Below are 24,206 nucleotides of genomic sequence, written 5' to 3' on the forward strand. Positions count from 1 at the left end.
GTAGACCCATGAACGGTGTCGATCGCCGGACCATGCTCACCCGCAGTGCGGCCGTCGTCGGCGGCGCGGCCGTCGCCGGCGCCCTGTCCGGCCCCGTCGCGGCCGCCGCGTCGCCCGCCCCCTCCGGCGCGGCCGCCGGGAGCGCCGGGACCGGAGCCGTCGTCACGCCGAACGATCCGCGCTATCCGCTGCTGACCACCGGCAACAACCAGCGCTTCGTCGCCCGCCCCGACTACGTCAAGATGGTCCGTTCGACCGCGGACGCCGAACGCGCCCTGCGGGACGCGGTCCGGGCCGGCAAGCGCGTCTCGTTGCGCAGCGGCGGCCACTGCTTCGCCGACTTCGCGGCCCACCCCGAGACCGAGGTCATCCTCGACTTCTCGGAGATGACGCACGTGGGGTACGACCCCGCCTTCCGCGCGTTCGTCGTCGAGCCGGGCGCCCGCCTGATGAACGTGTACGAGGCCCTCTACAAGGGCTGGGGCGTCACCATCCCCGGCGGCATCTGCTACAGCGTCGGCGCCGGAGGGCACATCGCGGGCGGCGGCTACGGACTGCTCTCCCGCGCCCACGGCCTCGTCGTCGACCACCTGTACGCCGTCGAGGTCGTGGTGACCGACGGGAAGGGCGGCGTGCGCACGGTCGTGGCCACCCGGGAGAAGAACGACCCGAACCGCGAACTGTGGTGGGCGCACACCGGCGGAGGCGGCGGCAACTTCGGCCTGGTCACCCGCTACTGGTTCCGCTCCCCGGACGCGAAGGGGTCCGAGCCTTCCCAGCAGCTGATATCCCCGCCGTCGAAGGTCCTGGTGAGCGCCGTCGACTTCCCCTGGGAGCAGCTGACGGAAGCCAAGTTCACCCGGCTCCTGAAGAACTTCGGTGCCTGGCACGCGGCCAACAGCGGGCCCGACTCCCCGTACCGCAACCTCTCCAGCCTGTTCAACGTCAGCTCCAAGGCCCACGGCAGCCTGGGCATGTTCACCCAGGTCGACGCGACCGTGCCGAATGCCCGGGGGCTCCTGGACGACTATCTGGCGGCCATCACGGCCGGCACCGGCGTCACCCCCAAGGCACTGACCCGCGCCACCGGCGAACTGCCCGCGATGCCGCAGTTCGCCGAACCCAAGACGCTGCCGTGGCTCCAGGCGACCCGACTCGTCGGCACCAACAATCCGACGATCACCAATCCCACCTCACGCGGCGCGCACAAGTCCGCGTACATGAAGAAGAACTTCACCGACCATCAGATCGCCGCGCTCTACCGCTACATGAGCCGCCCGGACTTCACCAATCCGGACACCATGCTGGTGCTGTTCTCCTTCGGCGGGCAGGTCAACGCCGCCGCCCCGGACGCGACGGCGAACGCGCAGCGGTCCTCCATCTTCAAGATGTGCTTCCAGACCTTCTGGGAGGACGAGAAGGAGGACGGCTTCTACCTGGGCTGGCTCCGGGACCTCTACGAGGACTTCTTCTCGGCGACCGGAGGCGTGCCCCTGATCGACGACAACACCGACGGCTGCTACATCAACTACCCCGACCGCGACATCACCGACCCGCAGCGCAACCGCTCGGGCGTGCCCTGGACCACGCTCTACTACAAGGACAACTACCCCCGCCTCCAGCAGGTGAAGAAGCGCTACGACCCCTCTGACTTCTTCCGCCACTCCATGTCCATCAAGCCTGCCCGCGGCTAGCCGGCCGCGCCCTGCGGCGCGTTAAGCTCTTTACGTTTCCCCAGCTCAGAAGCCCTGTGCCCGGTCTCCGGCGCACAGGGCTTCTGGCGTTTCCCGTGCGGCTGTTCGAGTGCCCGGGGGTGTTCGTTGACTGCCGGAGCCGCTCCGGGAAAGCTGTGTCTTGGCCGGAAGAGGGCAGCCGAAAAGCCCCTCGCAGTGAGATCCGATCCCCTGGCCACCACCCGTCAGCAGGCCCGCGGCACCGCCGTGCCGCACCGCCCCTGACCTGTCATGCCCTGGCTCGATCCCCCCGTACCCCGTACAAGGAAGAAGAGGAAACCATGCGTTCCGTCGCCGTAGTCCTCGGCACCCGGCCGGAAGCCATCAAGTTCGCGCCGGTCATCCGCGCCCTCCAGGACGACCCGCGCTTCGAGCCCCTCGTGATCTCCACCGGGCAGCACCGCCAGATGCTCGACGAAACCCTCGACGCCTTCGGCCTCACCGCCGATGTCGACCTCAAGGTGATGGCGCCCAAGCAGACCCTCTCCCAGGTCACCTACCGCTCGCTGCGCGGCCTGGAGGACTACTTCGCCACCGCGCCCACCGACGCCGTCCTCGTCCACGGTGACACCGCCACCACCCTCACCGGCGCCCTCGCCGGATTCCACCAGCGCATCCCCGTCGTCCACGTCGAGGCAGGACTGCGCAGCGGCCGGCTCGGATCCCCCTTCCCCGAAGAGGGCAACCGCCGCCTCGTCGCCCAGGTCGCCGCCCTCCACCTGGCCCCCACCCCCGGCAACCTGGCGAACCTGCTGCGCGAGGGCATCGCCGCCGACACCATCACCGTCACCGGCAACACCGTCATCGACGCCCTGCGCTGGGCCAGCGGCCGCGCCATCGACTACGGCGACCCCGCCCTCGCCGACCTCGACACCGACCCCCGCCGCGTCGTCCTGGCCTCCGCACACCGCCGCGAGGCCTGGCCGCACCTGCCGAAGATCGGCCAGGCCCTCGCCCAGATCGCCGACGAGCCCGGCGTCCGCGTCGTCGTCCCCCTGCACCGCAACCCCGTCGTCCGCGAGGCCCTCCTCCCGTACATCGGCGGCCACCCGAACATCACCGTCGTCGACCCGCTGCCCTACCTCAGCTTCTGCAAGCTCATGGCCCGCGCCGACGTCATCGTCTCGGACAGCAGCGGCAGCCAGGAGGAAGGCCCCGCCCTCGGCAAGCCCACCCTCGTCCTCGGCGACGTCACCGAGCGCTCCGAAGCCATCGTCGCCGGCACCGCCTGCCTCGTCGGCACCAACACCCCCGGCATCGTCGCCCACACCCTGGAGCTGCTGCGCGACCGGCGGGCCTACGACCGCATGGCCAACGCCGCCAACCCGTACGGCGACGGCCGGGCCACCGAGCGCACCGTCGCCGCCCTCGCCCACTTCTTCGGCATGGGGCCCGCCCCCCGGCCCTTCGTCCCCGAGACCGCCGTCGACGAGCTCAGCGTCGAGCTCGCCCGCACCGCCGACTTCGCCCGCACCTGACCGACACCGAGAGGAAGACCCGCATGGCCGCCACCCCGTCCGCCACCGAACGCCCGCTGAACTTCAGCTCCCCGTACCTGAGGGCCGCGCTCGTTCGCGACGCCGTGGACTACACCGTCGAAGGCCGCACCATCGTCGTCAACCCGGGCGTGACGCCCGTGACCATCGCCGAGGAATTCCGCAAGACCATCCCCCCGCTCTCCTCCACGGTGCTCGCCGACACCCGGATCGAAAAGGCCGACGCCCTGCTCCTGCTGCGCACGGCCGATGAAGGCGTCGACGTGAGCGCCATCGTCGAGGAACCCGGCTGGGCGCACCTGGCCGACCTGGACGACCACGGGGACTTCCCCCGCGAGACCCCCCTCTACCGCAGCCCCCAGGACGACATCAACACCGTCCTGTTCGACCCCAACTACGTACTGGGCGAGAGCCAGTCGCAGGGGTACCTGCGGGAGTTCAACGTCCGCGCCAACCTGTGGTTCTCACCCGCCGGCACCGACTGCTTCATCCACAACAAGCACGACTTCATCGAGGTCCACACCCAGGTCCACGGCCTGGGACGCATGCAGCGGTTCCGCAACCAGGACCAGGCCTCCCTCTACCAGGACGTCCTGATGAGCCCCGGCTACACCACCCCGGACCCCTTCTGCGCCACCGGCCCCCAGTGCACCTACCACTACCCCATGCACCAGTACCGGGCCGACACCGACTGCATCTGGCTCGCCCTCGAGTACCACCCCGTCCCCCGCGCCCTGCGCACCCTGCCCTTCACGACCCTCCAGGAGACCCGCTCATGACCACCGCCGGCAAGAACACCGAAACCGCCCTGCGCGCCCCCAAGTTCACCGCCGAGGTCGTCGCCGACCAGCTCCGCGACGGCTACTGGCTGGAGGCCCCCGACATTGACGGGGACGGCAAGCCCGACCTCTTCGGCTACGGCCTGCGCCTCGGCGAGATCTACTGGTACGCCAACGACGGCGACTGGACCCGCCGCCTGATAGCCGACCGCATCAAGATGCCCGTCGGCGCCGACTTCGCCGACGTCAGCGGCAACGGGCACCCCGACGTCATCGTCTGCTACGACCTCTACGGCCCGATCGGCACGATCCACGACGCCAACACCGAGGGCGGCAAGATCGACTGGCTGGAGAACCCGGGCACCCCCGACAAGGACGAGTCCCGCTGGAAGCGCCACTACGTCGGCCGCGCCACCGGAATGCACCGCCTGCGCGCCGGCCACTTCACCCGCACCGACCGCCTCCAGATCATCGGCCTCCCCATCGTCGCCAAGGAAGACGTCCACGCCGTCCTGCCCGTCGTCCTGTTCACCCAGCCCGACGACGTGCACACGGCCGAGGAATGGCCGATGGAGGTCATCGACGACAGCCACTTCCGCATGATCCACGGCGCCGAGAAGAAGCAGGGCCTCATCCCCGGCTCCGACCTCGAATCCCTCCTCCTCGCCTCCGACGAAGGCGTCACCTGGCTCCACTACGACGAGGCCCGCCAGGAGTGGATCCGCGAACTGATCGGCACCGGCGAACTCACCCAGTTCGAACAGACCGGCTTCCGCGGCAGCGGCGACCTCAACGCCGGCCGCCTCGGAGACGACCCGATGGCCTACGTCGCCGCCATCGAGCCCTTCCACGGCAACACCGTCGCCGTCTACACCAAGGCCGCCGACGGCGAAGGCTGGAACCGCGTCCTCCTCGACGTGTACGGCGACCCCAACGAGAACGGCGAGGGCCCCGGCCACCAGATCGTCTGCGCCGACTTCGACGGCGACGGCGACGAGGAGTTCCTCGTCGCGCTCCGCGGCCCGTGGCCCTGGCAGGGCGTCATGTACTACAAGGCCATCGACGCCGCCAATGGCGTCTGGGCCAAGTGGCGGGTCTCCGAGGAATCCGTCGCCCGCATCGCCACCGCCGACTTCAACGGCGACGGCCGGCTGGACTTCGCCACCATCGCCTACTCCGTCCAGAACTACTACGTGGCCAAGGACGCCAAGCTCATGCTCTACCGCAACCAGATCGAGCAGTAGACCGCGCCCGGCCGGCCCCACCCGGCCCCCCCGGCCCCCCGCCCCTCCTCGGTCCTCGGTCCCACCGGGCAGTCCCGCGACGCCCCTTCGCGCCGCCGGGACCGTGCCCGCCGCCAACGGCGGAACACGGCCCCCGGCGGCCGACCCTCAAGAAACCTCTTCCGAACCTCTTCCGAAAGAGCGATCCCTGTGGCCTCCACGACGTCCTCCGACGCCGCGAAGCGGGCGAAGCTGCCCTCACTGACCGGCCTGCGGTTCTTCGCCGCACTCTCCGTCTTCTTCTTCCACTCGTCCCTGACGGACTCCCCGATCCCGCCGAACGCCCCCATCAACCCCTTCGCCGACGCCTCGATCGCCGACTGGTGGTCCACCGCCTTCGGCAAGGCCGGCTACCTGGGCGTCTCCTTCTTCTTCGTCCTCTCCGGCTTCGTCCTCGCCTGGGCCTCCAAGCCCGGAGAGCGCGTCACCGCCTTCCTCCGCCGCCGACTCCTGAAGATCTTCCCCAACCACGTCGTCGTCTTCGCCGCCGCGATGCTCCTCTTCGCCGGCTCCGCCGTCACCGGAGTCGCCGACTGGCTGCCGAACCTCTTCCTCATCCACACCTGGTGGCCGCAGCCCACCGTCAACCTCAGCGTCAACCCGCCCAGCTGGTCCCTCGGCAGCGAGCTGCTCTTCTACATGCTCTTCCCGGCGCTGATCGTCCCGATCCGCAAGCTCCGCGGGAAGACCGCCCTGTGGGGCTGGAGCGCCGCGATGGTCGCCGGCATGATCGCCATCCAGCTGATCGCCACGTACTTCGTCCCCGACACCCCGAAGTCCACCATCACCCCGATCTCCGGCATGCAGTTCTGGTTCGGCTACCTCCTGCCGGCCGGCCGCCTCTTCGAGTTCGTCCTCGGCATCCTGCTCGCCCGGATCGTCCTGGCCGGCTTCTGGCCCCGCCAGATCGGCTTCGGCGTCTCCGCCGTCCTGACCGCCCTCGGTTACGCCGCCGCCCTCGTCGCCCCTTTCCAGTACGGCTTCGTCGTCGCCACGATCATCCCCGTCGCCGCGCTCATCGGCGCCACCGCCAACGCCGACGTCGAGGGCCGCCACACCTTCCTGCGCAGCCGGCCCATGGTCTGGCTCGGCGAGGTCTCCTTCGGCTTCTACCTCGTCCAGGGCGTCACGATCTTCTACCTCCGCTCGCTGCTGGGCACCACCACCTACAGCGTCCCCGTCGCCCTCCTGCTGATCGTCGGCTTCTTCTGCACCTCGCTGCTCGGCGGCTGGCTCCTCTTCCGCTTCGTCGAAATGCCGGCCATGCGGCGCTTCGGCCGCAGCCGGCGCCAGAGGCAGCAGGCCCCGGCCGCGGTGAGCGCGCCGTACGAGAACCGGGCCCGGGTACCGAGCCAGGCCCCGACCCCGGCCCCGGCCCCGACGCCGGTCCCCGCCGCGACGGCGGGCCGTACCAGCTGATCCCGTACGTCCTCGGCCCTACCGATCCCCGCCCCCGCCCGCGCCCGCGTCCGCATCCGCCGACGCGGGCTTCGGGGTTTCCCGTACCGGCCCGCCCACGGCACCGGCCGTCAGGCTCGCGAGCATGTGCAGCGCCGCGTCGGAGGGCGAGCCCTCGGGGGCGCTGTAGAGCAGCATCCGGTGGTTGGTGCCGTCGGCGAGGTGCAGGTTCTCGAAGTCGAGGGTCAGCGGGCCCACCACCGGATGGTGGAGCGTCTTGGTACCGACGGTGCAGTCCCGCACCGGGTGCTTCGACCACAGGGTCGCGAAATCGGGGCTCTGCAACATCAGCGACCCGATGAGCTCGGCGAGCGCACGGTCCTCGGGATTGCGCCCGGCGACCAGGCGCAGCGCCGCGAGCGCCACCCGGGCCTCGTTCTTCCAGTCCGTGTACAGCTCCCGCGTGTGCGGATCCAGGAACAGCATCCGCGTCAGGTTGGGACGTACGGCGGGATCCTGGGGGCTCGCGAAGTCCAGGTGCCCGGCGAGCAGGGCATGGCCCAGCGGATTCCAGGCGAGCACGTTGTTACGGCCGTCCAGGACGACCGCGGGGACCTGCGGCATCGAACCGATCAGCCGGCGCGTGGTCTCCCGGGCGTACTCGGGACGGGGCGACTGCGCCCGCTTGGCGCGCGGCGGACGGGCGAGGTTGAGCAGATGGGCGTGCTCGTCCGGGGTCAGCCGCAGCGCGCGGGCCAGGGCGTCGAGGACGCTGTCCGAGGCGTTCGTGCTCTGCCCCTGCTCCAGGTGCGTGTAGTACGTGATGCTCACGCCCGCCAACAGGGCGAGCTCCTCACGACGGAGCCCGGGCACACGCCGACGGGTGCCGTGGGAGGGAAGCCCGACGTCCTCGGGCTGCAGCTGGGCCCGGCGGGTACGAAGGAATTCGCCCAGGGCAGTGGGTGTGTCCATGCGTTCCAGTGTGCCGGGAGAGGGCGCCGGGCGGGGCCTCTGAAGGTGGCCCTGGGAGTGCTAGCTTGCGCGGCGCCAGCACAACCAGAGGGCTGGGTAACCCTTTCCGACCGGTCCAGAGTCGATACCGCAACACCAGGTTGCGTGATCGAGAGGATGTGTGGCGATGTCGGTTGTCGAGGGCGCGCGGGTTGACGCGGTTGTGGGGGAGGGGGGAGGTCCGGCGCGTTTGGACGGGCGGCTCAAGCTCGTTCTGGTGGTGCTGTTGGTGGCGCAGTTCATGCTGGCGGTGGACTTCTCGATTCTGAATGTGGCGTTGCCGGTGATCGGTGACGGTCTTGGTTTCTCGTTGTCGAATCTGCAGTGGATCGCGACGGCGTTCGCGTTGTGCGCGGCCGGCTTCACGCTGTTGTTCGGTCGGGTGGCGGATCTGTTCGGGCGTCGGCGTCTGTTCCTGGTGGGTCTGGCGGTGCTGGGTCTGTCGTCTTTGGCGGGTGGTTTGGCGAACAGTCCGGAGATGCTGATCGTCGCGCGTGTCTTCCAGGGTCTTGCGACCGCGGCTGTGACTCCGGCGGGTCTGTCGCTGTTGACGACTTCGTTTCCTGAGGGTCCGCTGCGGCAGAAGGCGCTGGGTCTCAACGGTGCGCTGATGTCGGCCGGTTTCACCACGGGTGCGATCCTGGGTGGTGTTCTGACGGATCTGCTGTCGTGGCGGTGGGCGTTCTTCATCAACGTCCCGGTCGCCCTGGCCGTTCTCCTCATCGCCCCTGCCGTGATCAAGGAGTCGCGTCCGTCCGAGCGTCCGAAGCTGGACCTTCCGGGTGCCACCGCGGTGACGCTGGGTCTGCTGGCTCTGATTTACGGGCTGACGCAGGCGGGTGAGCACGGCTGGGGTTCGGTGTCGGCGCTGGGCTGGCTGGTGGCCGGTGTGGTGCTGCTGGTCGTGTTCTATGCGATCGAGTCGAAGACGGCGAGCCCGCTGGTTCCGGTGAGTGTGCTGAAGAAGAAGACGGTGGCGTGGGGGAACATCGCGGGTCTGATCGCGTTCCTGACGGAGACGAGTCTGGTCTTCCTGATGACGCTCTACCTGCAGGAGGTTTTGGATTTCTCGCCGCTGACGGCGGGTCTGTCGTTCGGTGTTCTGGGTATCGGCACGGTGATCGGTGGTTCGATCGCGCCGCGGGTGATCGGTGCGACAAGTACCCGGACCACGTTGATCGTCGGTGGTCTGCTGCAGGCGGTGGCGACGCTGAGTCTGGTCGCGCTGGGTGAGACCTCGTCGAGTATGTGGCTGCTGCTGGTGGCGACGTTCGCGGGTGGTGTCGGGAACATGCTGGTGATCGTCGGGTTCATGGTGACCGCGACGACGGGTCTGCCGGATCACGAGCAGGGTATGGCGACGGGTCTGGCGACGATGACGCAGCAGATCGGTATCACGATGGGTACGCCGATCATGTCCGCGATCGCGGCGGCCAACGCCGACATCCATGCCGGGATCACGACCGCGGTCATCGTCAACACCGCCCTGGTCGTCCTCGGCACCATCACCACCGTCCTCTTCCTCCGCGCCCGCGCCCACTAAGGCAACTCCGCCTTGTGACAGCCATGCCCGGGCCGCGAACGTTGGCCTCGGGCACGGCGCGAGCGCCGACCACCCATGGAAAGGAACCCCGATGGCCACACCCACACGATCAGCAGACGGTGCATCCAGCCGTGGCGCCGTCCGCTGGGAGCAGGTGTCCATCCCCTCCCCGTCCGGGCCCCTCCCGGCCCGGGTGTTCCCGCCGGCCACGTCCTCCCCCCGGGGCTGGCTGGTGTGGGCCCACGGCGGAAGCTGGCGCGCCGGATCCGCGCGGGACTGGCACGGCGCGACGGCCGAACTCGCCCAGTTCTCCGGCTTCGCCGTCGTGAGCGTCGACTACCGGCTGGCCCCCGACGTACGGCACCCGGCCATGGTCGAGGACGTCCTGTCCGCGCTCGCCTGGGCCCGGGAACAGGCCACGGCCGCCGAGGAGACCGGCGGCCGCCGGCCCCTCCTCGCCCTCGGCGGGGACAGCGCGGGCGGCACCCTCGCCGCCTCCGCCGCCCTCGCCTGCCGCGACCGAGGGCTGGAACTGGCCGCCCAGGTCCTCGCCTACCCGCCGCTGGACCCCGGCTGCACGGCGGCCTCGTACCACCGCTTCCCCGACATGTTCCCCACGGCGCCCTACCTGACCGCGGCCTGGCAGGACTACCGACAGCCCGGCCGGCCGGTCGCCTCCGACGGGACGCGCCTCTACAGCACCCCCTTCGAGGCGTCCGACCTGCGCGGACTCGCACCCGTCGTCATGGCCACCGGCGACCTCGACCCCGTCAGCGACGACGTGCACCGCTACGCACGCCTCCTGCGGGACGCCAGAGTCGAGGTCGCCCTGCGCGAGTTCAAGCAGACCGGCCACGGGGTGTTCCTCCAGCCGGGCCACGGCCCGGGCGGCCCCGCGGGCCACTCGGCGGTGTCCCTGCGCGGCTGGCTCGGGCTGGCCCTGCACCTCCTCACCTCGCCGGACGGCGCGGGCACCTGACACCTGCGCACATCCCCTCCTCACACCCACGGAGTTGACATGACCCCCGACGTCCCCAACCTCGACGCCCTGCTGCGGCACTTCGCCGATCTGCGCGACGGCGTCCACGGAGACGCCGTCACCCGCCCCGACAAGGAGGAGCACTTCCGTACCGCCGCCGGCCTCCTGGACCCGTACGCGCGCCAGGCACTGCGCGAACTCAACGAGGAACTGCTCCTCGGACAGGGCGTGATCGACGCCACCGGCGTCCAACGCGCCGCGGACGGCAGCCTCTTCCACGCCTGGACCCTGTGGTGGGACGAGCAGTCCGCCGCCGACATCCCGCCGGTCACGCTGTACGCGCACTACGGAAGCTCCTTCCACCACCCGCACCTGCGCGGAGCCACCGTCTCCGAATGGCCGCTCAACGTCTTCGACGACGCGCAGGCCGCCGCCGAACTCCCCACCCTGCGGGCCATCGCCGCCGCAGACCTGCACAACCTCGTCTTCCAGGCGGACTTCAGGATCGTGCCCGCGACCATGTCCGGCGCCTCCGGCGTTCCCGCCCACCAGCACTGAAAGGCACCACCTCATGACGAAGCTGCGCCTGTCCGTACTGGACCAGACCCCGGTCGGCGAGGACCACACGCCCGACCAGGCGCTGCGCGCTTCCGTGGACCTCGCCCGCACCGCGGAAGCACTCGGCTACACCCGCTACTGGGCCGCCGAACACCACGGCTCCCCGGGCTTCGGCGGCAGCGCCCCGGAGATCCTCGCGGGGGCCCTGCTGGCCCACACCACCCGGATGCGCATCGGGACCGGCGGCGTACTCCTGCCCCGCTACGAGCCGTCGAAGGTCGCCGAGGTCTTCGGGGTGCTGGCCTCACTCCACCCCGGGCGCGTCGACCTCGGGATCGGGCGGGCCGGCGGGCCCGCGCGGGACTTCCCCGAGCGCCTCGCCCGGCTGCTCGCCCTGCTCGGCCCCGACGGCGTCGTCCCGCACGCGCCCGTGGCACCGCAGATGTGGCTGCTGGGCGCCGGACGCGAATCGGCGCGGCTGGCCGGGCGGGTGGGCACCGAGTTCGCCTTCGGGCACTTCTTCTCCCCGGGCGGCGGCCGGGAGGCGTTCGGCGACTACCGCGACGCCTTCACCGCGTCCACCGGCCGGCGCCCGGGCGGGGCACTCGCCGTGCGCGTGGTGACCGCCGACACCTCCGGCCGGGCCGAGGAACTGGCCCAGAGCCTCCTGCTGTGGCGCGCCCGCAAGGACCTCGGCCACGACCGGCCCATGCCCTCGTACGAGACCACCCGCCGGCACCGCTGGACGGGCGCCGAGCTGGAACGGGCCAAGGTGCACCGCACGGCTCTCGTCTCGGGAACGCCCGAGCAGGTGCACAACACGCTGACGACGCTGGCCCTGGCCCACGGCGTGGACGAGCTGATCATCAACACCCTGACCCCCGACCCGGCCGACCGGCAACGCTCCTACGAACTCCTGGCCGAGGCCTTCGCCCTCTCGCCCACCGAGTCACCGGCCGCGGCCGCACCCGTGGCCTAGGCCCCTCCGTCACCCCGGCGTCATCACGTTGTCGTACTCGCCCAGGAAAGCGCCGACGGCCATGGCGATGACGCCGGCGGCGACGGCCAGGCCGAAATCTTTTTCCGGACTCCTGTCACATCTCCGGGCGCCCGTCCGTCAGTGCTGTGAAGACGCCGACCAGGCGGCGAACGCGAAGGAGAACAGCAGCCATGACGAACACCTCCATCTCCCGGATGCCCAACCCCGGCGAGTTCGTGCCCGAGCTGGCCGACATCAGCGCCGCCCTCTTCCGGGCCACGGGCAACCGCTCGGTGCCGCGCACCACGATGAGCCTCGTCCACCTGCGCGCCGGGCAGATCGTCGGCAACACCTACCTGACCATCCTGAACACCGCCTTCCTGCGGAAGGCCGGGGAGTCCGAGGAGCGCATCACCGCCGTCTCCTCCTGGCAGGACGCCCCGTACTTCTCCGACGCGGAGCGCGCCGCCCTCGCCCTGGTGGAGGCCACCCTCCAGCCCGCCCCGCACGGCAAGGAGCGCGTCTCCGACGAGCTGTACGCCGAGGTGGCGAAGCACTACGACGAGAAGGCGCTGGCCACCCTCACCATCGCGATCGGCCAGATCAACTTCTTCATCGCCCTGGCCGTCATCGGCAAGCCGCAGCCGGTCAGCTCCCTCGCCGACGAGCAGTGGGACTGACCAGGCGGTCTGTTCAGGCCGCGGCCGCCTGGACCGTGAGGCGGATCGAGCCGTCCTCGGCGGTCGTCACGCCGAGGGCCGTCAGGTCCGCGACGTGGGCCGTCGGGGCGTGGGCGGCGGCGCGGGGGCCGACGCCGATCACGCGCATGCCCGCGGCCCGGCCGGCGGCGATGCCGGCGGCGGAGTCCTCGAACACGATGCAGTCGGCCGGGTCCACGCCCAGCGCGGCCGCCCCCTTGAGGAAGCCCTCGGGGTCGGGCTTGCTGGCCCGGACGGACTCGGCCGTGACCCGGACCTCGGGCATCGGGAGGTCGGCGGCGGTCATCCGGGCCGTGGCCAGGGCCGCGTCGGCAGAGGTGACCAGGGCGTGCGGCAGTCCGTCGATCGCCGCCATGAACTCGGGGGCGCCCGCGACCGGGACCACTCCGTCGGTGTCGGCGGTCTCGCGTGCGAGCATCACCGCGTTCTCCGCGAGGTTGACCTCCATCGGGCGGTCCGGGAGGAGGACGGCCATGGTGGCGTAGCCCTGGCGGCCGTGCACCACCTTGAGGGCCTCCTGGGGATCCAGCCCGTGCGACACCGCCCAATCGCGCCAGCAGCGCTCGACCACCGCGTCGGAGTTGACGATCGTCCCGTCCATGTCCAGGAGCAGTGCCTTGGCGGTGAGGACGACGGGTGCGGTGGTCGTGGTGGTGCTGGCCGGCATCGGCGGGGCTCCAGACGGGGCGGGAGAAGAGAACAAGTGGTTCCGTCCACCGGTCAGGGAGTGCGGACGGAACCACTTTGTTCCTACACGATACAAAACTCGGGGCCGTCCGCGCCACCGCAGCGGGTGTGAGCCCTATCCCTCCAGGGCCCGACGGGTCACGGGACCGTAGACGCCCCACTCCTCGTCGTCGATGTTGTTCTCGTACTGAAAGGTCGACACCGCGTTCTCGGTCTTCCAGTCGAATTTGCCGCTGATCCTGCCCGAGTACAGGCCCCGGGCCGCCAGCAGCCGCTGGAGCTTCTCCACCTCGGGGCCCGAGTCCCCGTACCGCAGGGTCGGCGCGGCCGGCGTGGGACTGGCCGCGCGGCTCGTACTCGCCGACGGGCTCGGGGAAGGAGGCGCCGACGAACGGGACGCGCTCGGCGACGGCGACGGCGAAGCCGACTTGGAGGGGCTCGGCGACGCGGAACGCGAGGCAGAGGGCGACGGGCTGCCCGTCTGCGTGGCGGTCGGGGCCGCGGACGACCGGTCCGGGGCCACGCTCGGCGCGGGCGCCGAGGCCTTCGCGTCGAGCAGCGATGTGTCACTCCCCGAGGAACTCGGCAGCACCCACAGCGCCGCCGCCGTCCCACCCAGGGCGACCACCGCGCCGGCACCGAGCAGGAGCGGCAGGAGCCGCCGCGAGGCCCGGCCGCCGTTCCTCTCCTCCGGGCCCCCGCCCCCGCCCCCACCCCTTCCCCTGCCCCCCGCGTCACGGGGCCGCGTCGCCGCGGGCATCGGCACCGTCGGGCCTGCCGGCGTCGCCGGGGCCGCCGCGGCCGTCGGGTCGGCCGGGACCGGCGGTGGCGGGACCGCCGGGAGGCGGGTCGTCGCGTCCGCGTCCGGCCACGGCTGCTGCACCGGCGGTACGGGTATCCCGTACGCCGGGGTGCCGCCCTGGTCCGGGACCACCACGCGCGGCAGCGGCGGAGACGGCTCGGGCGCCGCGTCGTCCGGCTCGCCCGGATCGGGCAACGTCACGTACGGACGGATGCGCAAGGGGTCGAAACCCGCACCCGGCGCACACCGGCAGGCGGCACCGACAGCGCCGCAATCCGGACAGTGCTCACCGCTCACTGGAAACCCTTCCTGGCCGTTGCCAGCGATTATGCAGACCCGCCGGGCGCCGCCCAACCCCGTCCGAGAGGCCATAACCGGACACACCACGCAGGATGGAGATGTTGATCCGGCCTGAGGAGGAATCGATGGCTCAGGATGTGACCACGGAGGCCGTTGACCCCGGTTCCCGCCCGCAGAAGACCGGTCCGGCCGCCGAGCACGCCTCGCGCGAGGTACTCGTCTCCATCGGCGCCCTGCTCCTGGGCCTGCTCATCGCCGCACTCGACCAGACCATCGTCTCCACCGCCCTGCCCACCATCGTGAGCGACCTCGGCGGCATGGCACACCTCTCCTGGGTCGTCACCGCCTACATGCTCGCCTCCACCGCCGCCACCCCCCTGTGGGGCAAGCTCGGCGACCAGTACGGGCGCAAGAAGCTCTTCCAGTACGCCATCGTCCTCTTCCTCATCGGCTCCGCCCTCTGCGGCCTCGCCCAGAACATGCCCCAGCTCATCGGCTTCCGCGCCCTCCAGGGCCTGGGCGGCGGCGGACTGATGGTGCTGTCCATGGCGATCGTCGGCGACATCGTCCCGCCCCGCGAGCGCGGCAAGTACCAGGGCCTCTTCGGCGCCGTCTTCGGCGCGACCAGCGTCCTGGGCCCGCTGCTCGGCGGCCTCTTCGTCGACCACCTGTCCTGGCGCTGGGTCTTCTACATCAACCTCCCCATCGGTCTCGTCGCACTCGTCGTGATCGCCGCGGCCCTGCACATCCCCGTGCGCCCCTCGAAGCACACCATCGACTACCTCGGCACCTTCCTCGTCGCCTCCGTCGCCACCTGCCTCGTGCTCGTCGCCTCCCTCGGCGGCACCTGGGGCTGGGGCTCCGCCCGGATCATCGGGCTCGCCGTCCTCGGCGCCGTGCTCCTCGTCGCCTTCGTCCTCGTGGAGCGCAAGGCCGCCGAACCCGTCCTGCCACTCGGTCTCTTCCGCATCCGCACCTTCACCCTCTGCTCGGTGATCAGCTTCGTCGTCGGCTTCGCGATGTTCGGCGCGATGGTCTACCTCCCGACCTTCCTCCAGGTGGTTCAGGGCGTCTCCCCGACCATGTCCGGCGTCCACATGCTGCCGATGGTGCTCGGCATGCTGATCTCCTCCACCGCCTCCGGCCAGATCGTCAGCCGCACCGGCCGGTGGAAGGTCTTTCCCATCGCCGGCACCGCCGTCACCGCCCTCGGCCTGCTCCTCCTGCACCAGCTGCACCGCACCAGCTCGACCTGGGAGATGAGCGCCTACTTCTTCGTCTTCGGCGTCGGACTCGGCCTCGTCATGCAGGTCCTGGTCCTGGTCGTGCAGAACGCCGTCAGCTACGCCGACCTCGGCGTCGCCACCTCCGGTGCCACCTTCTTCCGCTCCATCGGCGCCTCCTTCGGCGTCGCGATCTTCGGCACGGTCTTCACCAACCGGCTCGACGACAAACTCGCCGGCGCCCTCGCCGGCATCCCGCTGCCGCCCGACGCGAGCGCCGCGCGACTGGAGGCCGACCCGCGGGCCATCGGCGCCCTCCCCGCCGAGCTGCGCCCGCGCGTGCTCGACGCCTACGCCACCTCCATCACCGACGTCTTCCTCTACGCCGTGCCCATCGTCCTGCTGGCCTTCGCCGTCGCCTGGTTCCTGAAGGAGGACAAGCTCCGCGGCTCGGTCACCGCGCCGGACGTGACCGAGACCCTCGCCTCCAACCCCGTCCAGCGCTCCTCCCACGACGAGGTCGCCCGCGCGCTGTGCGTCCTCGGCAGCAAGGAGGGCCGCCGACACGTCTACGAGAAGATCACCGAGAAGGCGGGCTACGACCTGCTGCCCGCCGCCAGCTGGCTGCTGCTGCGGATCAACAAGTACGGCTCGGCCGAACCCGCCATGCTCGCCGAACGCACCATCGTCCCCCTGAAGGCCATCACGGAAGCCGCCCGGCAGATCGAGGAGCGCGGGCTGGCCGTCCGCGACGGACTGCCGCTGATTCTGACCGACAAGGGCCGCGTGGCCGCTGCCAGGCTCTCCGCCGCCCGCCAGGAGTCCCTCGCCGAGCTGCTCGGCGACTGGTGGGGCCCGGACCGGCCCACCGACCTGGTCAAGCTGGTCGCCGAGATCAACGCCGAGCTCTGCGGATCCGACGCCGAGGAGCCCTACGACGCCTCACCGCGCCGGGACCACGCCGCCCGCTGACGCCGCGACGCGCTGACGCGGACCCTCAGGCGAGGCGCTTTTCGAACCAGTGCTCCGCATACGGGCCCGAGTTGTAGGCGGGTATCTCCACGTACCCATGCCGCGCGTACAACGCGCGGGCCTCCACGAGGTCCGACCTCGTGTCCAGCCGGACCCGCTCGGCGCCCAGCGCACGGCCCTCGGCCTCCAGGACCTCGAGCAGCGCCGCCCCGCCGCCGGTGCCGCGGGCGCGCGGGTCGACGTACACGCGCGTGAGCTCGCCGGTGAGGGCGTCGAGCATGCGTATCCCGCCGCACGCCAGGGCCTCGCCGCCGAGTCTGCCGACCACGAACCGGCCCGTCGGCGGTACGAGCCCCTCGTCGGGGAAGTCCAGCAGTCCCCGGTCGATCTCGGCCTCGGTCACGGACCGCTTCCAGTACCGGCCGGCGACCTCCGCGTAGTACGCGCGGCGCAGGACGGTGGCGTCCGGGGTGTCGAAGGGCTCGGGGGTCACGGTCCACGAGGTGGTGTAAGTGCTCATGGCGTCATTCTGGAGTCCGCGGCGGAGCACTGGCGTGGAATATCCACAGGCGCGGGCCGATGATAGGAAAAGGGTTAAATCGGCCACAAGTGGAGGGTGTGAACGCCATGTCCCAGCATCCCGACGCCGTTCTGGTCCGCCGCGCCTACGAAGCCTTCTCCAAGGGCGACATGGAGAAGCTGGGCACGATGATGACGGCAGACGTCATCCACCACGTGCCCGGCAACAACCCGCTCTCCGGGCACCACAAGGGCCGGGAAGCCGTTCTGGACCTCTACCGGAAGCTCGGCGAGGAAACGAAGGGCACCCTCCAGGTCGACCTGCACACGGTGCTGGCGGACGGGAGGGGCCACGTGATGACGGTCCACACCACGCGCGCCGACCGCGGCGACCGCGGGATCGAGATCAAGGAAGGCCTCTTCCTCACGATCGTCGCGGGCAAGATCAGCGACATCGACGGCTGCACGCAGGACATCGAGGAGGAAGACGCCTTCTGGAGCTGAGGCGGCTGGGGCGCCGAGCAGGCGCCGGTGGGGCAGAGCCCCCGGGGCTCCGCCCCCGACCCCGCGCCTCAAACGCCGCCGGGGCTGGATGCGGCTGGCGAAGCGGCGCCGGTGTGGCTCAAGGACCCGGGGCTCCGCCCCGGACCCCGGACCCCGGAGCCCGCGCCTCAAACGCCGCCGGGGCTGGATGCGGCCGGCGAAGCGGCGCCGGTGTGGCTCAAGGACCCGGGGCTCCGCCCCGGACCCCGGACCCCGCGCGTCAAGCGCCGCCGGGGCTGCATGTGCGGGCCCGGGGCGCTCGCCCCGGGCCTTTCGGCGGGTCAGGCCTTCTTCGGTGCCGCCTGCTGTACGACCTCGAACGACCACACCGTCGACCCCGAAGCCGCCGGCTTCGGCCGCTCGCCGCCGCCCTGGTGCGCGGCCTTCATCGGCCCCTCCATCCACGCCTGGAAGTCCTCCTCGGAGCGCCAGCGCGTGTACACGAGGTGCTGGTCGGTGCCCTCCACAGGGCGCAGCAGCTCGAACCACTCGAAGCCGTCCGAGGACTCCACGGCCCCCGCCCGCGAGGCGAAGCGCTGCTCCAGCACCTCCCGCTGCTCGGCAGGGACGGTCAGGGCGTTGATCTTCACGATGCTCATGCGGGCCATCCTAGGTATCCCGCCCGGGATATCGTCGTCCAGGTAATGGAACGGGGCACGAAACGCGGCAGCCAGGCAAAGTCGGGGTTGCGGTCAACAGGGCGGGAGGCCGGCGAGGCGTGGCGAACGCGGCAGAGCACAGCGGTGCGAACGGACATGCCGGAGTCATAGGCGATGGCGGCAGGCTGGGGGCGGCTCGCCTCCTCCTGTGGGCGCTGGCCGGCGCCCTCGCCGTCAGACAGGCCGCCGCCGTGCTGCGCGTCCCACCGGGCGAGTGGCTGAGCGGCCTGCACCTCCCCGGCGGCCTGCCCGGCTCGCTCTACGACGCCGGCCAGTTCACCGGCACCCCCTTCGCCGGGCTGGTCCTCAAGCCCCTCCTCGGCCTCGCCGCGCCGTCGCTGGAGGTCGCCTGGACCTGCGTGACGCTGCTGTTCGTCGCCGCGATAGGGCTCGTCGCCGCGCGCGGCCTGCCCGACCCGGTGCCGCGCCGCACCGCGCTGCTCGCCGCGCCCGTGCTGACCGCCCTGATGATGGTCTCGCTGCCCGTCCGCGAGGCCGCCTCGCCCGGGCAGACCGCCGTCCTGCCCGTGCTGCTGGTGCTGCTGGCCGTCTTCCGCGTCCCAGGCGAACGCCCCGCCGGGTTCCTCATCGGGCTCGCCGCCGCCCTCCAGCCCGCGCTCCTGCTCTTCGCCCCGCTGCTGTGGCTGACCGGCCGGCGCCCCACCGCGCGCGCCGCCGCCCTGACCTTCGCCGCGGCCACCGCCCTGTCCTGGGCGGCCCTGCCGCGCGACTCCTGGACGTACTGGATCCGCCACCTGGCCGGCACCGGCCTAGGCGGCGCCCCCGACGGCCTCGCCAACCAGTCCGTGCACGGCGCGCTGCTGCGCTTCGGGCTCAGCGGCCCCGGCGAGATCGTCCTCTACGTGGCCCTCGCGGCCGCCATCACCTGGTTCGGCCTGCGCCGCGCCGCCCGCTACGCCCGCGACGGGCAGCTGCTGCTCGCCGTCGCCATCACCGGCTGCGTGGCCGTCGCCGTGTCCCCGGCCGGCTGGCGCCACCAGCTGCTGTGGGTGCTGCTCGCCGTCGCCGGGAAGGTGGGCCGGCGGGCCGCCGACCGGCCCGTGTGGCCGGTGGCCGTGGTCCTCGCCATGACCCTGCCCAGCGACGTGCTGCTGCCGAACCTGGCCGCGCTGGCGCCCGTACGCGACAACGTGCTCCTCCTCGCCGCGCTGGCCGCGGCCTGCGCCGTACCGTTCCTGCCGCGCTCGTCCCCGTACTGGCGCGAACCCGTCCCCACCGCCTACGGCCGCCCGGCCGCCGCCCGCTGGTCGCGGGTGCCGCTGCTGCCGCTCTGGCGGCGCGTGCTCTCCCGCCCCAACCTGCTGCTGGAACTCCTGCTGATACGGGTCGGGTACTCGCTCTACTCGCACATCAGGGCTGCCGCCCCCACCAGCCGCTCCCTCGCCGAGGGCAACGGCAGCCAGATCCACGGCATCGAGCGGGCCCTGGGCATCGACATCGAACACGCCGTGAACCACGCCGTGGTGAACACGCCCTGGCTGGAGGGGTTCTTCAACTTCTACTACACCTCCTTCCACTTCGTGGTCCCGCTGACGATCCTGGCCGTCCTGTACTGGCGCCGCCCCGGCGACTACCGCTGGGCGCGGGCCTCCCTCGGCCTGGCCACCGTCCTCGCCCTCATAGGCTTCTGGCTCTACCCGCTCGCCCCGCCCCGCCTGATGCCCGGCCTCGGCTTCATCGACACCGTCCACGGGCCGCAGGACCTGGCCAACCCCTCGTACGGGGCCATGACCGCGATCTCCAACCAGTACGCGGCGATGCCCTCGCTGCACTTCGGATGGTCGCTGTGGTGCGGGATCGTGATCGTGGTGCTGGCTCCCAAGGGCTGGCAGAAGCTGCTCGGCGTGCTGCACCCCCTGGTCACGGTCTGCGCGATCGTCGCCACCGCCAACCACTGGGTGCTCGACGCGGTGGGCGGCGCGGCCGTCGTCGCGGCCGGCTTTGGACTCGTGTACGCGCTGTCGGGGCCGCGCCGCCTCCAGCTGACCGTGCCGGCGCAGCGGGCGGGCACCGAGACGAGCGGAGAAGCCCAGGTCAGGACCCCCGCCCGGACCTAGGCCGTCTCTTCCGGATCTTGCTCCCCCAGCTACCGCTGGGAGGTGCCCCCAGACCCGCGCCACCCGGCACCGCACCTCGCTGCGTTGTCGAGGCACCCAAGTACGTCCAGTAATCGGGCGCCTCTCCGCCTTGCGATGCGCGGCACCGGACGACGCGGGCTTAACCGGCAAGATCCGAAAGAGACGACCTAGGCCGGCTGGTCCGGCGGGATGTTCTGGTTGCGGCGGAAGAGGTTGCCCGGGTCGTAGCGCCGTTTGAGCTCCCGCAGCCGGCGGTACGTCTCGGGCCCGTAGGCCTGGCGGACGCGCTCCTCGCCCTCCTCCATCAGGAAGTTCGCGTAGACACCCGTCTGGTGGGGGGCGAGCGCCGACCACAGGCCCCGCGCCCATTCCCGCTCCTGCTCGAAGCCCTCGAAGCCCTCCGTCGTCCCGTTGATGTTGAAGGTGTGGCCGGCGGCCCGTCCGCCGAAGGCCGTCTCGTCCGCCCCGACGCGCGCGATGGCCCCGCCGAGCTGGAAGATCGGGAAGGCGGTGAACGGGGAGACGATCCGGGCCGCGTGCTCGGCCGTACGGTCGATGACCTCGTCGGTGAGGCGGTCGACGTCGCACGACTTGAAGTAGTACCAGCGGCCGGCCGGGAAGGACGGGTCGAACATCGCCTGGTGCTCGGTGAACGGCTTGGGCGCGCACAGGTCGAGTACGGGCGCGGACCCCGCGTCCTCGCGCAGCGGCCGGATCACCTCCTGCCCCTCCTCGACCGGGCCCGCGTAGCAGCAGATCACCATCACGACCGGCTTCCCCTGCAGTTCGGGCGGGATGTACGGGACCGCCGGCGCCTTGCGGTGGACGATCGCCGTGGTCAGCTCGTCCGGTACGTCGGTGATCCACTCGCGGTAGAACCGCAGCAGCCGCGCCGACTCGGCCATCGGCCAGAAGACCGGCCCGGCCAGCACGATCGGCCCGAGCGGGTTGAGCCGGAACGTGAATTCCGTGACGATCCCGAAGTTCCCGCCGCCGCCGCGCACCCCCCAGAAGAGGTCCGGGTTCTCGTCCTCGCTCGCCTTGAGGAAGGACCCGTCGGCAGTGACCAGGTCCACGGAGAGCAGCTGGTCGATCGTGAGCCCGTACTTGCGCATCAGCCAGCCGATCCCGCCGCCGAGCGTGAGACCCGCCAGGCCGGTGTGCGTGACGACCCCGGCCGGCACGGCCAGCCCGAACGCCTGCGTCTCGCGGTCCAGCTCGCCCAGCAGGACGCCGGCCTGCGCCCTGACCGTACGGGCCTCGGGATCCACCCGGATGCCGCGCATGGGCGAGAGGTCGATGACGATCCCGTCGTCGCAGACGGACTGTCCGGGGAAGCTGTGCCCGCCGCTGCGCACGGCGACCGGCAGCCCGGCCCCCGGCCCGGTCGCGAAGCGCACGGCGTCGATGACGTCTGCGACGCCCGCGCAGTAGGCGATGAGGGCGGGGGAGCGGTCGATCGAACCGTTCCACACCCTGCGGTCCTCGTCGTACGTGGGATCTCCGGGCCGCACCAGCCGTCCCCGGAAGGACTGACCGATCGTGGTCATGACTTCAGTCTGGCACCGGGCCATGACGGCCGCAGCCGCCCGGGCGGGGCTTCCCCGGCGGGCCGGCCGGCCGCCCCAGAATGTCCGCCATGAGCGAGAACGACGCGCTGGACCGGCTGCACCGCAGACTGGACCGGATCGAGGCCCTGCTCGAACCCTCCGCCGAACCGGGCGAGGGCAGGCCGGCCTGGCGGCAGCCCACCGAGGGCGAGGAACGCTGGGCGGTGACCCTGGCGATCCTGGTCGCCGTGGCCCTCCAGCTCGTCCTGCCGGACCGGCTCACCCTCGATCCGCACTGGCTGCTGCCGGCCCTGGAGCTCACCCTGCTGGTGGCGCTGGCCGCCCTCAACCCGCACCGCCGCTTCGACCGCACCTCGTACGTGCTGCGCGGGCTCAGCCTCAGCCTGGCGGCCGCGGTCAGCCTGGCCAACGCGTGGTCGGCCGTGAAACTCGTACGCGAGCTGCTCCTCGGCATCGGGGCGGAAGGCGCGCTCGGCCTGCTCACCACCGCCGGCGCCGTCTGGCTGACCAATGTGATCGCCTTCGCGCTCTGGTACTGGGAGTGGGACCGGGGCGGCCCGGTCGCCCGGTCCCTAGGCACCAAGGACTACCCCGACTTCCTCTTCCCGCAGATGGGGCAGGCGGAGATCGCCCCGCCCGAGTGGAAGCCGTACTTCGGCGACTACCTGTACGTGGCGTTCACCAACGCCACCGCCTTCAGCCCGACCGACACCATGCCGCTGACGACGTGGGCGAAGCTGCTGATGATGATCCAGACGTCGGTGTCGCTGATCACCGTGCTGCTCGTGGTCGCCCGCGCCGTGGGCATCCTGCGGTGATGCAGGCCGAAGGGGCGCCGGGGCACACATCGCCCCGGCGCCCCTTCGGCTGGATCGCCGCTGTCAGTCAGGATCACCCGGTTCGCGCGGGGCCGCCACTCGAACGGGTGCGGGTCCGTTGCCAGCGGACGGCAGGGGCCGGGGCGTGGGAGGAGCGGCCCCTGCCGCCCTGGATCCGTCGTCAGCCGTGGCTGACCCGGAGCTCCTTGATGCCGTTTAGCCAGGCCGCGCGCAGCCGGCGCGGGTCCTCGCCGGTCAGCCGCAGGTCGGGCAGGGCGTCGGCCAGCGCGTTGAAGATCAGGTCGATCTCCATGATGGCCAGGGACTTGCCGAGGCAGAAGTGCGGGCCGCCGCCGCCGAAGCCGAGGTGCGGGTTCGGGTCGCGGGTGATGTCGAAGGCGCCCGGGTCGTCGAAGACCTCGGGGTCGTGGTTGGCCGAGGAGTAGAACAGGCCGACCCGGTCGCCCGCCTTGATCTTCTGGCCGCCCAGCTCCGTGTCCTGGGTGGCGGTGCGCTGGAAGGACACCACCGGGGTGGCCCAGCGCACGATCTCCTCCGCGGCGGTGGAGGGCCGGGTCGCCTTGTAGAGCTCCCACTGCTCGGGGTGGGTCAGGAAGGCGTGCATGCCGTGGCTGATGGCGTTGCGCGTGGTCTCGTTGCCCGCGACCGCCAGCAGCAGCACGAAGAAACCGAACTCGTCGGAGCCGAGGTTGCCCTGGCCCTCGGCCGCCACCAGCTGCGTGACGATGTCCTTGGCCGGGCACTCCTTGCGCTCGGCGGACAGGTTCATCGCGTAGCCGATGAGCTCCATCGCCGCGTTGGAGCCGACCTCCTCGGTGATCGCGTACTCCGGGTCGTCGTAGGCGATCATCTTGTTCGACCAGTCGAAGATCTTCGCGCGGTCCTTCTGCGGTACGCCGATCAGCTCCGCGATGGCCTGCAGCGGCAGCTCGCACGCCACCTGCGTCACGAAGTCGAAGCTGCCGTCCGCCGAGACGGCCACGGCCTCCTCGACGATCTTCCGGGCCCGGTCGCGCAGGGCCTCCTCCAGTCCGCGGATCGCCCGCGGGGTGAAGCCGCGCTGCACGATCTGGCGTACGCGCGTGTGTTCCGGCGGATCCATGTTCAGCATGATCAGGCGCTGGGCATCTATCTGTTCACGCTGGATGTGCTCGTTGAAGCGGATGATCGCCGTGTTGGTGGTGGAGGAGAACAGCTCGGGGTGCGTGGAGACGTATTTGACGTCCGCGTGCCGGGTGACGGCCCAGTAGCCCTCGTCGTCGAAGCCGGTGATGCCCCGGGGCTGCGGACACCACCACACGGGTGCGGTCTGCCGCAGCTGGGCGAACTCCGGGTGGGGGACGCGGCTTTGGAGCAGGTCGGGGTCGGTGGCGTCGAAGCCTTCGGGCAGCGCGGGACAGGTCATCGGGGCAACTCCAAAGTCTGACGGCCCATCAGAAGTTGGCTTGAAGGTAGTAACGAGTTCTAGAAGTGACAAGGGTCGCGGCGCCAACTGTTGCGTGTGGAATCCGTGC

General features: G+C 71.2%; 21 protein-coding genes. 14 read left to right on the top strand and 7 right to left on the bottom strand.

Annotation, left to right across the window (positions count from 1 at the left end; genetic code table 11):
• The first annotated feature begins 8 nt into the window (after positions 1-8).
• The 5 genes from ACGFYU_RS13020 (at position 9) to ACGFYU_RS13040 (ending at position 6,710) form a co-directional block, all read left to right on the top strand.
• Positions 9-1,694, top strand: a complete 1,686-nt coding sequence (locus tag ACGFYU_RS13020; RefSeq protein WP_393827337.1) for an FAD-dependent oxidoreductase — start codon at positions 9-11, stop codon at positions 1,692-1,694.
• 320 nt (positions 1,695-2,014) lie between these two features.
• Positions 2,015-3,211 (top strand): non-hydrolyzing UDP-N-acetylglucosamine 2-epimerase, encoded by a 1,197-nt coding sequence (gene wecB / locus ACGFYU_RS13025; protein ID WP_393827338.1) that lies wholly within the window; start codon positions 2,015-2,017, stop codon positions 3,209-3,211.
• A gap of 23 nt (positions 3,212-3,234) precedes the next feature.
• Positions 3,235-4,008: a hypothetical protein gene (locus ACGFYU_RS13030; RefSeq protein ID WP_393827339.1), complete on the top strand. Its 774-nt coding sequence runs from the start codon at positions 3,235-3,237 to the stop codon at positions 4,006-4,008.
• Positions 4,005-5,252, top strand: coding sequence for an FG-GAP repeat domain-containing protein (locus ACGFYU_RS13035; RefSeq protein WP_393827340.1), 1,248 nt, complete (start codon positions 4,005-4,007; stop codon positions 5,250-5,252). Before ACGFYU_RS13030 ends, ACGFYU_RS13035 begins: the two co-directional genes overlap by 4 nt.
• Before the next feature lie 189 nt (positions 5,253-5,441).
• Positions 5,442-6,710, top strand: a complete 1,269-nt coding sequence (locus tag ACGFYU_RS13040) for an acyltransferase family protein (protein WP_393827341.1) — start codon at positions 5,442-5,444, stop codon at positions 6,708-6,710.
• A gap of 18 nt (positions 6,711-6,728) precedes the next feature.
• Here ACGFYU_RS13040 and ACGFYU_RS13045 read toward each other — a convergent pair whose 3' ends face one another.
• A complete protein-coding gene (locus tag ACGFYU_RS13045) occupies positions 6,729-7,661 on the bottom strand; it encodes a helix-turn-helix domain-containing protein (RefSeq protein ID WP_393827342.1) in 933 nt (310 codons plus the stop codon).
• 166 nt (positions 7,662-7,827) lie between these two features.
• On the opposite strand from ACGFYU_RS13045, the gene ACGFYU_RS13050 reads away from it, so the two are divergent.
• The 5 genes from ACGFYU_RS13050 to ACGFYU_RS13070 all read left to right on the top strand — a co-directional run bounded on the left by ACGFYU_RS13050 (position 7,828) and on the right by ACGFYU_RS13070 (position 12,439).
• Positions 7,828-9,243 carry an MFS transporter gene (locus ACGFYU_RS13050; RefSeq protein ID WP_393827343.1) on the top strand — a complete coding sequence of 472 codons (1,416 nt, stop codon included), beginning with the start codon at positions 7,828-7,830 and terminating at the stop codon, positions 9,241-9,243.
• 91 nt (positions 9,244-9,334) lie between these two features.
• Entirely contained in the window at positions 9,335-10,222 is an 888-nt protein-coding gene (locus tag ACGFYU_RS13055) for an alpha/beta hydrolase (protein WP_393827344.1), read from the top strand.
• 39 nt (positions 10,223-10,261) lie between these two features.
• Positions 10,262-10,780 (top strand): hypothetical protein, encoded by a 519-nt coding sequence (locus tag ACGFYU_RS13060; protein WP_393827345.1) that lies wholly within the window; start codon positions 10,262-10,264, stop codon positions 10,778-10,780.
• Between the two features lie 13 nt (positions 10,781-10,793).
• On the top strand, positions 10,794-11,759 hold the full coding sequence (locus ACGFYU_RS13065) for an MsnO8 family LLM class oxidoreductase (protein ID WP_393827346.1): 966 nt from the start codon (positions 10,794-10,796) through the stop codon (positions 11,757-11,759).
• Between the two features lie 191 nt (positions 11,760-11,950).
• Positions 11,951-12,439: a carboxymuconolactone decarboxylase family protein gene (locus tag ACGFYU_RS13070; protein WP_393827347.1), complete on the top strand. Its 489-nt coding sequence runs from the start codon at positions 11,951-11,953 to the stop codon at positions 12,437-12,439.
• Positions 12,440-12,452: 13 nt separating this feature from the next.
• Here ACGFYU_RS13070 and ACGFYU_RS13075 read toward each other — a convergent pair whose 3' ends face one another.
• A complete protein-coding gene (locus tag ACGFYU_RS13075) occupies positions 12,453-13,145 on the bottom strand; it encodes an HAD-IA family hydrolase (RefSeq protein ID WP_393827348.1) in 693 nt (230 codons plus the stop codon).
• A 135-nt stretch (positions 13,146-13,280) separates the two neighbouring features.
• A complete protein-coding gene (locus ACGFYU_RS13080; protein WP_393827349.1) occupies positions 13,281-14,168 on the bottom strand; it encodes a peptidoglycan-binding protein in 888 nt (295 codons plus the stop codon).
• Between the two features lie 224 nt (positions 14,169-14,392).
• Between ACGFYU_RS13080 and ACGFYU_RS13085 the strand changes: the two genes are divergently transcribed.
• Positions 14,393-16,462 carry a DHA2 family efflux MFS transporter permease subunit gene (locus ACGFYU_RS13085; protein ID WP_393827350.1) on the top strand — a complete coding sequence of 690 codons (2,070 nt, stop codon included), beginning with the start codon at positions 14,393-14,395 and terminating at the stop codon, positions 16,460-16,462.
• Positions 16,463-16,487: 25 nt separating this feature from the next.
• Here ACGFYU_RS13085 and ACGFYU_RS13090 read toward each other — a convergent pair whose 3' ends face one another.
• On the bottom strand, positions 16,488-16,982 hold the full coding sequence (locus ACGFYU_RS13090; RefSeq protein WP_393827351.1) for a GNAT family N-acetyltransferase: 495 nt from the start codon (positions 16,980-16,982) through the stop codon (positions 16,488-16,490).
• 107 nt (positions 16,983-17,089) lie between these two features.
• On the opposite strand from ACGFYU_RS13090, the gene ACGFYU_RS13095 reads away from it, so the two are divergent.
• Positions 17,090-17,485: a nuclear transport factor 2 family protein gene (locus tag ACGFYU_RS13095; protein WP_393827352.1), complete on the top strand. Its 396-nt coding sequence runs from the start codon at positions 17,090-17,092 to the stop codon at positions 17,483-17,485.
• Between the two features lie 320 nt (positions 17,486-17,805).
• Here the strand turns inward: ACGFYU_RS13095 and ACGFYU_RS13100 are convergent, their stop codons facing one another.
• Positions 17,806-18,123, bottom strand: coding sequence for an antibiotic biosynthesis monooxygenase family protein (locus tag ACGFYU_RS13100; RefSeq protein ID WP_393827353.1), 318 nt, complete (start codon positions 18,121-18,123; stop codon positions 17,806-17,808).
• Positions 18,124-18,242: 119 nt separating this feature from the next.
• On the opposite strand from ACGFYU_RS13100, the gene ACGFYU_RS13105 reads away from it, so the two are divergent.
• Positions 18,243-20,261 carry a bifunctional glycosyltransferase 87/phosphatase PAP2 family protein gene (locus tag ACGFYU_RS13105; protein ID WP_393827354.1) on the top strand — a complete coding sequence of 673 codons (2,019 nt, stop codon included), beginning with the start codon at positions 18,243-18,245 and terminating at the stop codon, positions 20,259-20,261.
• Between the two features lie 188 nt (positions 20,262-20,449).
• On the opposite strand, the gene ACGFYU_RS13110 is transcribed toward ACGFYU_RS13105, so the two are convergent.
• Positions 20,450-21,832, bottom strand: a complete 1,383-nt coding sequence (locus ACGFYU_RS13110; protein ID WP_393827355.1) for an FAD-binding oxidoreductase — start codon at positions 21,830-21,832, stop codon at positions 20,450-20,452.
• An 89-nt stretch (positions 21,833-21,921) separates the two neighbouring features.
• Between ACGFYU_RS13110 and ACGFYU_RS13115 the strand changes: the two genes are divergently transcribed.
• A complete protein-coding gene (locus tag ACGFYU_RS13115; RefSeq protein ID WP_393827356.1) occupies positions 21,922-22,671 on the top strand; it encodes a hypothetical protein in 750 nt (249 codons plus the stop codon).
• 181 nt (positions 22,672-22,852) lie between these two features.
• On the opposite strand, the gene ACGFYU_RS13120 is transcribed toward ACGFYU_RS13115, so the two are convergent.
• Positions 22,853-24,097, bottom strand: coding sequence for a cytochrome P450 (locus tag ACGFYU_RS13120; RefSeq protein ID WP_393827357.1), 1,245 nt, complete (start codon positions 24,095-24,097; stop codon positions 22,853-22,855).
• Positions 24,098-24,206: the final 109 nt, after the last annotated feature.

This window comes from Streptomyces sp. NPDC048337 (assembly GCF_043201175.1).
Classification (GTDB): Bacteria; Actinomycetota; Actinomycetes; order Streptomycetales; family Streptomycetaceae; genus Streptomyces.